The organism is Streptomyces sp. NPDC002886 (genome assembly GCF_042888445.1).
Lineage (GTDB): Bacteria > Actinomycetota > Actinomycetes > Streptomycetales > Streptomycetaceae > Streptomyces.
In genome coordinates this window covers 496,339-509,699 of record NZ_JBIAPV010000004.1, presented here as the reverse complement: position 1 = coordinate 509,699, position 13,361 = coordinate 496,339, and the positions used below count along the sequence as shown (strand labels likewise).

At 69.2% G+C, this 13,361-nt stretch carries 12 protein-coding genes; 6 read left to right on the top strand and 6 right to left on the bottom strand.

What is annotated here, in order from left to right; translation table 11 throughout:
• Positions 1 to 28: 28 nt before the first annotated feature.
• The 4 genes from ACFYYB_RS20655 to ACFYYB_RS20640 all read left to right on the top strand — a co-directional run bounded on the left by ACFYYB_RS20655 (position 29) and on the right by ACFYYB_RS20640 (position 4,180).
• Positions 29 to 1,000 (top strand): endonuclease/exonuclease/phosphatase family protein, encoded by a 972-nt coding sequence (locus ACFYYB_RS20655; RefSeq protein ID WP_389437223.1) that lies wholly within the window; start codon positions 29 to 31, stop codon positions 998 to 1,000.
• A gap of 50 nt (positions 1,001 to 1,050) precedes the next feature.
• Positions 1,051 to 1,824 (top strand): two-component system response regulator CseB, encoded by a 774-nt coding sequence (cseB, locus tag ACFYYB_RS20650; RefSeq protein WP_389436653.1) that lies wholly within the window; start codon positions 1,051 to 1,053, stop codon positions 1,822 to 1,824.
• A 15-nt stretch (positions 1,825 to 1,839) separates the two neighbouring features.
• Positions 1,840 to 3,090, top strand: coding sequence for a sensor histidine kinase (locus tag ACFYYB_RS20645; protein ID WP_389436652.1), 1,251 nt, complete (start codon positions 1,840 to 1,842; stop codon positions 3,088 to 3,090).
• A 121-nt stretch (positions 3,091 to 3,211) separates the two neighbouring features.
• Entirely contained in the window at positions 3,212 to 4,180 is a 969-nt protein-coding gene (locus ACFYYB_RS20640; protein ID WP_389436651.1) for a D-alanyl-D-alanine carboxypeptidase family protein, read from the top strand.
• Positions 4,181 to 4,307: 127 nt separating this feature from the next.
• Here ACFYYB_RS20640 and ACFYYB_RS20635 read toward each other — a convergent pair whose 3' ends face one another.
• The 6 genes from ACFYYB_RS20635 to ACFYYB_RS20610 all read right to left on the bottom strand — a co-directional run bounded on the left by ACFYYB_RS20635 (position 4,308) and on the right by ACFYYB_RS20610 (position 10,433).
• Positions 4,308 to 4,667, bottom strand: coding sequence for a DUF952 domain-containing protein (locus ACFYYB_RS20635; RefSeq protein WP_389436650.1), 360 nt, complete (start codon positions 4,665 to 4,667; stop codon positions 4,308 to 4,310).
• Positions 4,668 to 4,916: 249 nt separating this feature from the next.
• Positions 4,917 to 5,726 carry a TauD/TfdA family dioxygenase gene (locus tag ACFYYB_RS20630; RefSeq protein ID WP_389436649.1) on the bottom strand — a complete coding sequence of 270 codons (810 nt, stop codon included), beginning with the start codon at positions 5,724 to 5,726 and terminating at the stop codon, positions 4,917 to 4,919.
• Entirely contained in the window at positions 5,723 to 6,850 is a 1,128-nt protein-coding gene (locus ACFYYB_RS20625) for a TauD/TfdA family dioxygenase (protein WP_389436648.1), read from the bottom strand. The genes ACFYYB_RS20630 and ACFYYB_RS20625 overlap by 4 nt, the downstream gene beginning before the upstream one ends.
• A 415-nt stretch (positions 6,851 to 7,265) precedes the next feature.
• The gene (locus tag ACFYYB_RS20620; RefSeq protein WP_389436647.1) at positions 7,266 to 8,687 is read right to left on the bottom strand and encodes a lamin tail domain-containing protein; all 1,422 of its coding nucleotides are present in this window, start codon (positions 8,685 to 8,687) and stop codon (positions 7,266 to 7,268) included.
• A 259-nt stretch (positions 8,688 to 8,946) separates the two neighbouring features.
• Complete coding sequence (locus ACFYYB_RS20615) at positions 8,947 to 9,726, bottom strand: hypothetical protein (RefSeq protein WP_389436646.1); 780 nt, start codon at positions 9,724 to 9,726, stop codon at positions 8,947 to 8,949.
• Between the two features lie 236 nt (positions 9,727 to 9,962).
• Complete coding sequence (locus ACFYYB_RS20610) at positions 9,963 to 10,433, bottom strand: hypothetical protein (RefSeq protein ID WP_389436645.1); 471 nt, start codon at positions 10,431 to 10,433, stop codon at positions 9,963 to 9,965.
• Positions 10,434 to 10,870: 437 nt separating this feature from the next.
• Here ACFYYB_RS20610 and ACFYYB_RS20605 point away from each other — a divergent pair, with 437 nt between their 5' ends.
• Together ACFYYB_RS20605 and ACFYYB_RS20600 are read left to right on the top strand one after the other, a co-directional pair.
• Entirely contained in the window at positions 10,871 to 11,908 is a 1,038-nt protein-coding gene (locus ACFYYB_RS20605; protein ID WP_389436644.1) for a lyase, read from the top strand.
• A gap of 14 nt (positions 11,909 to 11,922) precedes the next feature.
• Positions 11,923 to 13,326 (top strand): cytochrome P450, encoded by a 1,404-nt coding sequence (locus ACFYYB_RS20600; RefSeq protein ID WP_389436643.1) that lies wholly within the window; start codon positions 11,923 to 11,925, stop codon positions 13,324 to 13,326.
• The last annotated feature ends 35 nt before the right edge of the window (positions 13,327 to 13,361 follow it).

Here is a 13,361-nt window from a genome sequence, read left to right as displayed (position 1 = left end):
TTCGAACCGTACCGGGCCCACCGTCGAGGTGGGGTCCGACGCCGGGCCACAGGGCGCCGAAGGGGTTCGTGGGCGCCCTAGTGCCAGGGGCCGACGAGGGTGGCTGGTCGCCGCCGCCGCGCTGTGCGGGGCCTTGGTCATGGCGCTGCACGCCCACGTCCCGAACGGGTTCGGGAACCTGGGCAGTTTGTTCCAGACGTTCCTGCCCTGGGCCTGGCTGAGCGTCCCCGCGCTGCTGGCGCTGGCGGTGGTGAGACGTTCACGGCTCGCGGCGGTCGCCGTACTGGCGCCCGCGGTCGTCTGGGTCTCCCTCTTCGGCGGGATGCTCACCGACAAGCGCGCCGCGGGCGGGGACCTCACCGTGGTCAGCCACAACGTCGACGAGGAGAACCCCGACCCCCTGCGCACCGCGCGGGCCCTCGCCGGGTCGGGCGCGGACGTGCTCGCGCTGGAGGAGCTGTCCACGAAGGCGACGCCCGTGTACGAGCGCGAGCTGGCCGCCCGCTACCCGTACCACTCGGTGCACCTGGGCGTCGGGCTGTGGAGCAAGTACCCGCTGCACGGCGTGGAGCCGGTGCCGATCATGCCTTGGACGCGCGCCGTACGGGCCACGGTCGACACCCCGAGCGGGCCCGTCGCCGTGTTCGCCGCCCACCTTGCCTCGGTACGGGTGATCCCGAGCGCCGGTTTCACCACCGCGCGCCGCAACGAGTCGGCCGGGAAGCTGGCCGAGGCCGTACGGGCCGAGGTGCTGCCCCGGGTCGTCGTGATGGGCGACTTCAACGGGACGGCCGAGGACTCGGCACTGGGCCCGGTGACCGCACCGCTGCGCTCGGCGCAGGGGGAGGCCGGGGCCGGCTTCGGCTTCACCTGGCCCGCCTCGTTCCCGATGGTCCGCATCGACCAGATCCTGGTGAAGGGGGTGAGCCCGGTCTCCTCGTGGACCCTGCCGGCCACCGGCAGCGACCACCTGCCCGTCGCTGCCTCCGTCCGGCTGTGACCGGGGCCGCACGGTCCACGCACTGACTACGATGGCCGGAACGTATGTCCATGTATGAGCGAGTAGGTGGCGTGTTGGAAACCCGGGTCCCCGACCCCGTCAGTGTCCTCGTCGTCGAGGACGACGCCACCATCCGCCGCGCTGTCCAGCTGTCCCTGGAGCGCTACGGCTACCAGGTCGCGGTGGCCGCGGACGGACTCGGCGGCCTGGAGGCGTTCCGGGCCGGCGCGCACGATCTGCTGATCCTGGATGTGATGCTGCCGGAACTGGACGGCATCGGGCTGTGCCGCCGGATCCGCGAGGAGAGCCTGGTCCCGGTCCTGATGATGTCCGCGCGCGGTGACGCCCTGGACGTGGTCGCCGGGCTGGAAGCGGGCGCCGACGACTACGTCGTCAAACCCGTCGACACCTCCGTCCTCGTCGCCCGCATCCGTACGCTGCTGCGCCGCGCGACCTTCCGGCCGGCCGAGCCCGAGGCGGGTTCGGCGGAGTCGCAGGCCCCCTCCGCCGACGCCCCGTCTCCCGCGAAGGCCGCCCGGGTACTGGCCTTCGGCGACCTGACCGTTGACACGCTCGGCCTGGAGGTGCGCCGGGGCGGGCGGGCCGTCCCGCTGACCCCCACCGAGCTGCGCCTGCTGTTGGAGTTCGCCGCTGCTCCCGGCGCCGTGCTGGACCGTCGCAGGCTGCTGCGCGACGTCTGGGACTACGGCTGGGAGGGCGACACCCGGGTCGTGGACCTGTGCGTGCTGCGGCTGCGCAAGAAGATCGGCGCCGACCGGATCGAGACCGTCCGCGGCTTCGGCTACAAGCTCGTCCGCACCTGAGGGGCCGGTCGGCACATGGCATTCCTCAACCCGCGCGCCCTGCGCTGGAAGATCGCCGCGCTGACTGCGGCCGCCTGCTGCGCGGTGGCCGCGGTGATCGGCGTACTCGTCCACCAGGCGATGGCCGAACGCGGCGAGCGCACCGGCGACGACCGCATCGCAGCCCGGATGGCCGCCGCGGAACGCGAGTACACCCGCACGGGCACGGCGCCGCTCGACGTCGAGGTCCTGACACCGGGGCAACTCGCCGAGCCGCTCGCGAGGGCGCTGGCCGCCAAGGACAAGAACGGCCTGTACGCGACCTGGTACGACCGCAAACCCCCCAACTGGTACTGGCTGTGGGCGGCCATGCCCGTCGAGGGTGATCGGGTGCTGGTCGTCCGGACGGACATGAGTGCCGAGGTGCGCGGCCTCCAGCTCCTGGACCGCAGCATCGTCAAGGCCGTGCTGGCCGCCCTCCTGGTCGTCGTGCCGCTCGCCGCCCTGGCCACCGAGCCGATGAACCGCAGGCTGCGCCGTGGCTCCCGTACCGCCCGGGCCATCGCCGCCGGCGACCTCGACGCCCGGATCGGCCCCGGCGGCCGGGCCCGGGACGAGATCACCGAGATGTCGGCCGCCATGGACGAGATGGCCGCGGCCCTGCAGCTGAAACTGGAGGGCGAACGGCGTTTCACGGCGGACGTCGCACACGAACTGCGCACCCCGCTGATGGGCCTCTCCACCGCCGCCGGGCTCCTTCCGGAGGACGACGAGGTGGCCGGACTCGTACGCGACCGGGCCCGGGCCCTGAACGGGCTGGTCGAGGACCTCCTGGAGATCTCCCGGCTCGACGCCGGGGCCGAACAGGCCCGGACCGACGCGGTGCCGCTGGGCGAGCTGGTCGCCGATGTCGTCCGCCGGACGCAGACGCCGACCGTCGTCACGGTCGGGGCCGCCCACGTCGTCGAGACCGACCCGCGCAGGGTGGAACGGATCGTGGTCAACCTCGTGACCAACGCACACCGCCACGGAGCGGCCCCCGTCGAGGTCACCGTCACGGGCGCACGGATGGCCGTAAGGGACCACGGCCCGGGGTTTCCCGCCGCGCTGCTCGACGAGGGCCCGCAGCGTTTCCGTACGGGATCGGCCGAGCGGGGTCGCGGGCACGGTCTCGGGCTCACCATCGCGCTCGGGCAAGTCGGCGTCCTCGGGGCCCGGCTGACGTTCGCGAACGCCCCGGACGGGGGCGCGGTCGCCACCCTCGACTTGGCTCCCGGACCGGACTGAAACAGAACCGCAACGGGACCTCATGGCGGCGGAAGCAGGGGCGCACCGGTCCGGAAGCACGACTCCTCGAAGGTGAATTCGGGTGCGGGAACCGCACTCGTTCCTTTCTGGAGGTGCCCCCATGTCCGCCACCCGCCGCTCCGGCTTGCGCAGGTCGCTCGCCCTCTCGCTGTCCGCCGCCGTCCTGGTGACCGGTGCGGGCACCTGGTACGCCTTCGGCGGCGACGAGCACCCCGGCCCGAAGGCTGCCCTCGTGACCTCCCTGGCCAGGTCGATGGACCTGCCGTGGCCGACGGAAGGCCAGGCGAGCGCGGAGGTCGAGGGGATCGGCAGCCTCGGCACCAAGGGCGAACAGAAACCGGTACCGATCGCCAGCGTCACCAAGGTCATGACCGCCTACGTGATCCTCGCCGGCCACCCGATGCCCGGCGACGCACCCGGCGCGAGAGTGATCGCCGACCAGCAAGCCGCCGACGAATCGTTCTCCGCGACCGAGTCGACCGCTCCCGTCGTGGCCGGGCACGCATACACGCAGCGCCAGCTCCTGGAGCTCATGATGCTGCCCTCCGGCAACAACGTCGCCAGGCTTCTGGCCCGCTGGGACGCGGGCGGCCAGGAAGAGTTCGCCCAGAAGATGAACAAGGCCGCCGCGGCACTCGGCATGGACCGCACCACCTACACCGGGGCCTCCGGCATCGAGTCCAGCACGACGAGCACGGCGGCCGATCAGCTGAAGCTGGCCCGCGCCGTCATGAAGAACGAGGCCTTCCGTCAGATCGTGGCCACGCCCGCCGTCACGGCCCCCGGCGTCGGCGTGCAGATACACAACAGCAACAAGCTCCTCGGGCAGGACGGGGTCATCGGGTTGAAGACCGGCTCCTCCACCCCGGCCGGCGGCAACCTCATGTGGGCCGCCACCCAGGAGGTGGCGGGCGTCCCCCGCCTCATCCTCGGAGTCGTCCTCCACCAGCGGGCCGACACCAACCCCACCGCCGGCATGGCCGCCGCCTTCGACTCCAGCCGCACCCTGATCACCGCCATCCGCGCCGCCCTCCCACAGGCCCTCGCCGCACAGACCCCGCAGACCTGACCTGACCTGGCGCAGCCGCAGCAGGACTGAGTGGGGGCCGACGTGCTGTCGAGTCCGGAGAGGAGCGGCCCACTTGGATCCCGAGCTGGTTCAGACGAGCCGGCATGGGCGACAAGCACACCGGGGTTCACCAGGCCGCCAGCCCCGTCGCGTGGCCCTCTTCGTCGCGCGCGATCTCCATCATTCCGTCGACCGCTTCACGGTTGATGCGTCCGAACACGTGGGGGAACAGCGTGTCGGGTGCCACTCCCGGGGGCGGTGCGGGATCTGCGGCTTCCCACCGCACAACGACGTCGAGCTTCTGCTCGTCAATGAGCAAGGCCATGAGTGGTCCCGGGGCCGCCTGATAGAAGGCTGTGGCGACGGCGAGGGTGGTGTCCTCGTCGGGAGAGCAGTGAACGAAGCCGTCGCTTGGGAGGGATGCGGGTGAGTACGGGCGATCGGGGGCGGCAAGCCAGTCATCGAGCGTGACCACGTGATAGATCATGGCTCCGTTATAGCGACGTGCGACCTGAGGCGCAGTCAGTTTGCTGCTTTCGGAGCATGAACTCGCTCATCGGCCCTGCGCAGAGCCCCACAGTCGCCGACCAGTTGAGGTGTTGGCATCAGGCGTAGGCGCCGCCGGTGGGCGAATCCAGCGCTTCGGTGGCGTCTCGTATACCACCCACCGACTGTTCGCCGCCGAGAGCGACTTCCGCCGGAATGGCCGGACCGGCATCGCCTCTGAAGCGATCAGTTACGCAAGGGTGACGCTCCACAATTCGCGGGGGTTGTGGCACACCTCGCCTCGCATGGTGGTGCGCCGTCCGGAGACCGGCATGCGGCCGTGGCCGAACCTGTCGTTATCGATGATCACGAGATCGCGAGACTGCAGCTGAAAGCACCGGGACGCCTCACGCGCCGCGTCACACAGCGACGCAACCGATTCGGCCTCAGGTGATCCGGCATCGATGGCGCGCAAGTTGTCCAGCAGATCATACTTAAGGCGCACGCCGAGGTCGTTCTCCGTCCGGGTCTGCTCCAGGTGATAGGCGACCGGCCGCGCCGTGCCGTCTGGGAACGGAATGTCTGAGAGCAGCGTGGCACGCGTACGCTCGTATGCTTCAGGGTCCCGTGCCTGGAGGAGATCGAAGGCATCGGACCACGAGATCAGGACCGATTCGCCATTGTTCCCGAAAGGCTGATCCTGCCAACCGGAATCGACCATGAGCATGCAGAAATACTGGGGCCGCGGATCGCGGAGGGACTGGGCCGAGTGGAGATCCAGCGGGCCGTCGACGGCGTGCAGTTCGCCGCGGCTCGACCCTTCCGGATCGTAGCGAACGCGATGAATGGCTCCATGGTCGGGGTGCGATCCCTCGGTTCCCCCGTAGTAGGTCAGAGGTTTCCCGAGCTCTGAGATGAATTCGATGAATGAACCGACTTCGGCGGTGAAGCCGGATACCAGGGCGAAGTGGCGGACGGCGAGCGACCGTCGAACATTGTCGAGCAGCACGTCCGCATCGCAGTGCTCCGCCGCAAGGGCATGGGATGTGATCGAACTCATTCGAACTCCTCGCCTCGGTCCGGGTCTTCCGCACGGGGAACAGCCGACTTCACCTTGGTGTCCGATCCGCCCCAAGCGCGTGCCAACTCGAGGTCCGGCTGGTCGATGAAGCCCGAGCGCGGCTTCGGTCCCTGCCTCAGCATCATGCGGCGCAGCCAGCGGTCGGTGCCGTCGAATCTCGCCGTGAACGGCGAGCGTGAGTGCGCGGCGCGCCTGTTGTCGATGAGCAGGAGGGTGTCGGATCCCAGCCTCCCGTGGGCGGCGACGTTGTCGGCCGATGCCTCCGCGCTGTGCAGAACCCGGGAGGCCTCGACGGTGAGCGGCGTCATCAGCGCCGGCTCGAAACGGAACCGCTCGAACTGCTCCGTGGTGCTGACAACGGAGATCTCGGGCCTGGGATCTTCTCGGCCTATCTTGCGGCCTTCGTACGTGTAGGAACCGTGCAGGCCGGCCAGTTCCACGGCGAAGTCGGGCTGTCGCAGTACTTTTCGCGCAGCCGCATCGAGGCCGGCTTCAATATCGGCGAGCGACGCGATACTGGTCACCGCACGCCGATCTGGATCCGCTCGCAGGCAGTGGAGGATGAGGAAATCCGGGGCCACCGGATGAAAGAACATCTCCGTGTGGAACCCGAGTGTCACGGTCGAGCTCTGACTGGACAGTTCCTTGGTGTTCCGGCGAGTGGGGAACACGTCGTGGAAGATGTTTCCATCGCGTTGATCCGCATAGGATATCGGGTAGCCGAGTCCGACCGACAACACCATCATCAGGTATTCGCTGAGGATTCCGGCGGTCGTCCTTCCCGCACGATAAGTGGACGGGGTCGGCTCCAGAGTCTCGTTGCGGGGCAGGTTGGTGATGTATAACTCCGGCCGTCTGCTGGAGCCATCGGCCAATCCGCCCACCCGAGCTCGCGTCCGGGGCGTCAGCGCATTCCACCCCTCCAGCGCGTCTTCTGTGAACGCCGGTAGGTTTTGATAGGGATCGCTCCCGACCTTCTCGGTGAGGTGGCGCAGCGCGTCGTATTCGCTTTCGTCGAGTCGATGGGAGGCCCATGAATGCGGGCCTGCGATGTCGTGGGGTTTCGAGCCGTCAGAACCTTCAGAGCCGTCGGCGATGATCAATGATCCCCCCTGCGGTGTGGATGCTTCCATGCTCCGCTCTGCGAAGTGTGGCAGCGGATTGCGGACGACGACAGGGGTTACGCCGATTTCGTCTGTTCGGACAAGACGCGGCCGCGATGCAGGTCAGGGGTGTTGCAAAGTCTCGTGATTTTGTCGGTGTGCTGGTCAGGCTATGCCCAAGAGATCGAGTGGCGAGTTAAGGGCTCGTATGAAGTTCCTTACCCGGCCTTGGAAGTTCCCCCGTTGATCTGGACAACCTGATACCGGGAGGGACGACCCCGGAGCAGGGGCATTGAGCGATCTGGATCTGTCAGGGTGATCACATACAGGCTGTCGGAGGGGTCCGACGCCGTGGAGGCGGCAGCCTTGCGGTGTGCCTGCCGCCGCGCACGGCCGCGACCGGACCCCGGGCCGGTCAGCAGGTGAGGGTGCCCCTGCGGAGGGCGTGGCTACCGGTGTTGCCGTCGTCGGACCAGGTGACCGGCTTGGTGCCGCCCACGCACTGGTCGGCGCCGGCCACCGCGAAGCCCTCGTTGTTGAGGTCGGACATCCCGCCGGGCCGGTTGTAGACGGCGACGGTGGCGAAGGCTCCGCCGGTGTCGACCTTCAGAGTGCGGTGCTGGCCGCCGCAGGTGTCGTCGCAGACCGCCCACAGGCGGGCGGCCTGCGGTTCCCACTGGAGTTCCATGACGCCGGACATCCCGCTGGAGACGGTGGCCACCTTGGTGAAGACGCCGGAGTCCAGCAGGACGTAGCCGTAGACCGTGCCGCTGCCCTCGACGCCGACGAAGAACACCCCACCGGTGTGGGCGGCGTAGCGGGCCGGGTCGTAAGCGGCGCCGGTCGACGCGTCCTTGAAGCCGGCGGCGGTCAGGGAGCTGTCGGGCACCCAGGTGACCGCCTCCAGACCCTCGTTGGAGCCGGTCGCCGGCAGGTCGGGGGTGAGGTTCCACTCCTTGGTGGCGGTCAGCGTGGTGGAGCTGCCGCTCACGTCGTAGCGCAGGACGGAGAGCCGACTGGTGCCGGACGAACCGCTGTTGCGTTCGCTGGCGACGAAGACGCCGCCCGCGGCGCCACTGCCGGTCACGGTGACGCCCTCGGAGTCGGGGCTGCCGGAGCCGCCGCCGGGGAAGCGCAGGGACTTGCCGGAGGACCAGCCGCCGGCGGTGTCGGGGGTCCAGCCGGAGCCGTTGGGCAGCAGCCGCCACAGCTTTCCGGAGTTCTGGGCGGCCCACAGCACCCCGCCCTCCTGGTACAGGCCGCTGAGGTCCTGGCCGAAGACGTTGGTGCCGTCGGCGGTGGACACCGAACTGCCGCCGGGCCAGGCGACGGGTGTCGTGCCGCCCCCGCCGCCGGAGCCGCAGGCGTTGGCCGCGCCCAGGGTCAGCGCGGCCTTCTTGAACGCGCCGGTGCCGTCGGCGCAGCGGGACCACGAGGGGTCGGAATGGTCGCTCCAGGTGAAGCTGTCGACCAGGGTGCTGCCGTCCGCCAGGTAGAGCCGGGCCTTGTCCCCTGAGCCCAGGCCGAAGGAGCCGTGCACGTCGAAGGCCCGGAACGCGCCGGGGGCCAGGGTGGTCCCCGAGGAGATCTTGTACTTGGAGCTGTTGCTCTCGTCCTTCAGGATCCAGCCGGACAGGTCGACGGCCGAGGTGCCCTTGTTGTACAGCTCGACCGAGTCGGAGACGTCCCCGGTGGTCACCACCTCGTTGATGCGGATGTCGTCGACCGGCGCGGCCTGCGCCGGGGCGGCGACGAGCGTACCCGCGGCGAGCGCAGGCACGGCGGCGAGGACGAGGGCGAGACGGTGGCGCCGGCGGGGGGCGCGCGATGCGGTCATGGGGGACATCCCTGGGGTCGTTGCGGTGCGAAGAGGCACGAGGCTCGCGGCCCGCAACGAACCGCCACTCTCCGTGAGGGGGTCCTTCCCTGAACGGCGGCCGAATGCTGTGCGACGTACCGGTCACAGGTCCGGACATGCCCGACAAGCATCTCCGGCGACCTCACCCATCGCGGCTCCTGGAATTGCACGCAGGTTTCGTACCTGTCGCAGCGGTCGGCGTTCCACGGCGCCGCGGAGCCGGTGCGGTCGGCCGCCCTTAGCGGCCCAGGGCTCCGCGCAGGGTGATCCCGTACCGGGTGCGCAGCCGACCCAGCTCCCAGAAGGACAGTGCGGTCACCGACAGGGGTGCGCCCGCCAGGAAGAGGAGCCACACGCTCTGCGGGGCGTTGACCGGCGGCCCGTCGAGGGCCTGGAGGGCCGACATCACCGTGACGACGACCGGGGACAGGAGGGGCGGCAGCACTTCGTGGACATCGGCGGTCCGGAAGGAATGGTGCACCGACAGCACGGACGACGCCAGGACGAACGGGAGCAGGAACAGTGAAGCGATTCCGGTGAGCAGGCTCAGGAGGGAACCCGCGACGCCGCCTCCCGCGATGAACGATCCGTTCAGGTTGCTCTGGAAGGAGAAGACCAGCAGTGCTGCCGCACCGAAGAGGACACCGAACGCGGTCAGCGGTCCGGGCAGCCGCCGACGGTACCGGCCGCGCAGTGGCGGCCGTGCCGACCATACGAAGGCACCGACCACGAGCGGTCCCACGACCATCAGCACGGCGGCGGCGATCAGCATCTCGACGAGCTTGTCGTTGATCACACCCCCCGCCTCCCGGCGCAATGTGTACGCGAAGAACAGCCAGACCGTCGCACCCAGGCCGATGCAGGTACGGGCCACCTGCGCTCCGGAGATGGCCGGGTCGGTCAGGCGGTCCTGTCGTCCCGGCCGCTGGAAGCGGGCAGCGGCGACGAACGGCGCCAGCAGCGCCGTCGCACAACCGTGACGCCGGCGCCTCGGTGGCTGGTTCGTCGAGGTCGTCACGTAGGCTCCGGCGTCGCCCCACCCCGCTGGTGACGAGCCGTCCGGCTGCCATCCGTACCCGTTCCGACCTGCCATGCGGCGCCCCCGCCCCCCGAACCGTCAAGATCGATAGGGGACTGTACCGGTGGCGTGGCGCCCCTCGGACCCCGGGTCCGCCGTGTGCGCCCGGGCCTCGGACGGCGAAGTCGGCAGGCCGCCTCGCGGCGGTTCGGGACTCCTCGGGCCAGGGCAACCCGTCAGGGAGCCGGGGAGTCGGTCGCACGGGCGATGCCGTCGAGGCGGCCGTCGATCCACGCGTGTCGCGCCGGGTCGCGAGCGGCCGGGGGTTCGCCGGGGTGTCGGTGGGGGGTGCGGGCGTTCTCCACGACCGCCCAGCCCTTGTCGCCGTCGAAGGTCCTGAACTCGACCACGTGGTGGTCGAGGTGTCCAGTGATCATCACTGCCATGAGGGACAGGTACTCGCCCCGAAGGTCGGGGGTGAGCTCGTCCTCCTGCGGCCCTCCCAGGAGGACCTGCCGTTCCTCGGCCAGGAGCGTGCAAGTGGTCTGGACGGCTCGGACGAGCGCCTCGAACCGCTCCCCGCCCAACCGCGCCCGTAAGAACTCCAGATGGGAGCCGAGGACGTCGGCTTCCCGGCCGTCTCCCGACCCACCGGGATCCACCTGCGCCTCAGTCCCTCCAGGGACCGGCGGATGATTCTCGGTCATGCTTCCGCCCTTCCCCCAACGGCCGCTGCCCTGGGCAGTGTAGGCAGGGGCCCGCGTTCCGACGGCGCTCTTCGGCCACTCTGCCCGGTCCGTTCGCCTTCTCTGCAGTGCCTCTGGCCCCAGGCGCCCCGAACGCGATCGACTATGCCAATCGCATACTCAAAAAGAATTGCGATTTCGGCAATTCCGGGATGGATTACCCAAGTTCACTCTCTCAACGTTGACAGCGTGCTGCGTCTTGAGGGTAAATGAGTTCACAGGTGGCCTGATGTGGTCGCAGGTAGGCTGGATCAGGCCACTCCGTGACCGGTTCATTCCGCCCGCCACCTGGCGTGGCCGTGGCGATGTCGTAGTAGAGGGGCGTTTGGGTCGCGGGTGTACAGCGTGGTCGTGTAGTGAGCGGGTATTGGCGAATCAGATTCTTCCGTGGGGGATCAATGACCCAGCTCAGTTCTTTTTCCGTCCCCGATTTCCACCTCCCGTTCGGAAACTCCAAGCATCCCGGAGCCGCCCGGGCGAACGCCGAGGCGACCTCGTGGGTGTTGCAACACGAGCTCGTGACGGCCGCGGCCGAGCAGTTCTCGGGCATCGGCGTGGGCCACCTGGCCGGCCGGGTGAGCGGTGACGTCCCCTACGAGCGGGTCCTCCTGCTCGCCGAGTGGATGGCCTGGTCGTTCGTCCTGGACGACCAGCACGACCACCTCATCAGAGCGGGAAAGGTCGCGGCCTGGCGGCCCGTCACCGATGCGATCACCGGCTATCTGCGAACCGGGCGGATCGAGAGGTCGGCAGCGGGCCGAAATCCGCTGGTGACGGGATTCGTCGACCTGTGCGACCGGATCCTGGCCGGCATGTCCGAGGGGACCGCGGCCCGGTACCGCGCCCATGTCCCCCTCATGCTCCACTCCTTGGACCAGGAGGCGGGCAACCGCGCCGCCGCGAGGGGACCGGGGGTCCAGGAGTACGTCCTCATGCGCCGCCACAGCTCCCAGATCCTTCCGATGATGGACATGGTGGAGGCCGGGCTCGGGATCGACCTCCCGCAGAACGTCCACGACCTCCCCGAGTTCCAGGCTCTCGTCGCGAGCGTGCTCGACGTCATCTCCTGGGGCAACGACGTGTTCTCCCTGCCGAAGGAGCACGCCTGTGGGGACACCAACAACCTCGTCTCCCTCATCTCCTTCTGGGAGAGGTGCTCCCTCTCCGACGCCGTCCAGGCGGTCGAGGGACGCATTCAGGAGCGCATCGAGGAGTACCTGACCGAGGAAGCGCGTCTGATTCAGGCCGTCAACGCGCTCCCCGGGACGGAACCGTCGCTGGTCGACGCGGTCACCCGCTGCGTGCGCAGTTACGAGGACTGGATGATCGGCGCAGATCTGTGGCAGCGTTACGAGTGCACGCGGTACAGCGACGAACGGTTCGCGGCCGGACTGGAGTCTGCGTACACCCGCCCGGATCTTGTCTCCGCGGCGTGACGGAAAGTCAGTTCATGGCAACTGAAACGCATTCCGGTCCCGAGGTCCATGCTCCGGTCGCCCCGGGGCGGTTACCGCTCCTGGGCCACGCGCTGCAACTGTGGCGCAGGCCCATCGCGTTCCTGGAGTCGCTCCGGGAACACGGCGACATCGTACGGCTCGACATCGGCACCTGGCCCGTCCACGTGCTGACGAGACCGGAGCACGTCCACTCCGTACTGGTCCAGCAGGCGCAGCAGTTCGGCCGGGGAAGGATCTTCGACAGGCTTCGCCCGGTGTTCGGCAACGGGATCGTGACCACCGACGGCGACTTCCATCGCAAGCAGCGCCGGATGATGCAACCCGCCTTCCACCGCGCCCACATCGCCGAGTACGCCGAGGCGATGTGCCGGCAGGCGGAGGTGATGTCCTCGTCGTGGACGGCCGGCCGGGAGATCTCCATGGTCACGGAGGCGCGCGGGTACGCGATGGCTTCGGTCGCCGAGATGATCTTCTCGGGGGACCTGAGCCGGCCCGCCGTCGACGAGGTGCACCGCTCGCTGCCCATCGTCCTGGAGGGCATGCTCGTGCGGGCGGTCATGCCCAAGTCGCTCGATCGGCTGCCCATTCCGTACAACCGGCGGTTCGACGGCGCGGCCGCCCGGCTGCGCCGGACCATCGACGAGGTGATCGAGCAGTACCGCGCCGAGGAGCAGGCCGACCGGGGCGACCGCCACGACCTTCTCTCCTTGCTGCTGGCGAGCGTGGACTCCGAGACGGGCTCGACGATGGATGCCGAGCAGGTGCGGGACGAGGTCATCGCCATCATGCTCGCCGGGACCGAGACCTCTGCGACCACCCTGTCCTGGATCTTCCACGAGATGGGCCGGCACCCCGAGGTGGAGGCGCGCGTCCACGCCGAGGTCGACTCGGTGGTGGGGTCCCGGCCCGTGCGGCCCGAAGACATACCCGCGCTGACCTACACGCACGATGTCTTCCAGGAAGCCCTGCGCCTGCATTCTCCCTTGCTCTTCACCCGCAGGGCCCTGGTCCCCCTCACCCTCGGCGGCATCTCGATCCCGGCCGGCGCGGAACTGGCCTACAGTCCCTACGCGTTGCACCGGGACCCCGTGCTCTTCCCCGACCCCGGCGTCTTCGACCCGGACCGCTGGCAGAAGGGGGCGAAGGAGCGTTCCCGTGCCCATAGCTACGTCCCGTTCGGGGCCGGCCAGCACAAGTGCATCGGCGATTCCTTCGCCGTGGCGGAGATCCTGACCGCGGTGGCGACCGTCGCCTCGCGCTGGCACCTGAAGCCCGCCCCGGGCGTCACCGTGCGCGAGCTTCCCGCAGGGATCCCGCAACCCAGCGAACTGCCGATGATTCCCGTGGCGCGGAAGGTACAGCACTCTTCTCATACGAGTGATGAGATCCCGCAATAGTGTGCTGAAACAGCATCAACTCCTCCTCCGGCCCG

What these genes read in the sequence shown, in the direction of transcription:
- ACFYYB_RS20600 (WP_389436643.1), top strand. Translation starts at nt 11,923, where the DNA reads ATGGCAACTGAAACGCATTCCGGTCCCGAGGTCCATGCTCCGGTCGCC.
- ACFYYB_RS20645 (WP_389436652.1), top strand. Translation starts at nt 1,840, where the DNA reads ATGGCATTCCTCAACCCGCGCGCCCTGCGCTGGAAGATCGCCGCGCTG.
- ACFYYB_RS20620 (WP_389436647.1), bottom strand. Translation starts at nt 8,687, where the DNA reads ATGACCGCATCGCGCGCCCCCCGCCGGCGCCACCGTCTCGCCCTCGTC.
- ACFYYB_RS20605 (WP_389436644.1), top strand. Translation starts at nt 10,871, where the DNA reads ATGACCCAGCTCAGTTCTTTTTCCGTCCCCGATTTCCACCTCCCGTTC.
- ACFYYB_RS20635 (WP_389436650.1), bottom strand. Translation starts at nt 4,667, where the DNA reads ATGATCTATCACGTGGTCACGCTCGATGACTGGCTTGCCGCCCCCGAT.
- ACFYYB_RS20630 (WP_389436649.1), bottom strand. Translation starts at nt 5,726, where the DNA reads ATGAGTTCGATCACATCCCATGCCCTTGCGGCGGAGCACTGCGATGCG.
- cseB (WP_389436653.1), top strand. Translation starts at nt 1,051, where the DNA reads ATGTATGAGCGAGTAGGTGGCGTGTTGGAAACCCGGGTCCCCGACCCC.
- ACFYYB_RS20640 (WP_389436651.1), top strand. Translation starts at nt 3,212, where the DNA reads ATGTCCGCCACCCGCCGCTCCGGCTTGCGCAGGTCGCTCGCCCTCTCG.
- ACFYYB_RS20610 (WP_389436645.1), bottom strand. Translation starts at nt 10,433, where the DNA reads ATGACCGAGAATCATCCGCCGGTCCCTGGAGGGACTGAGGCGCAGGTG.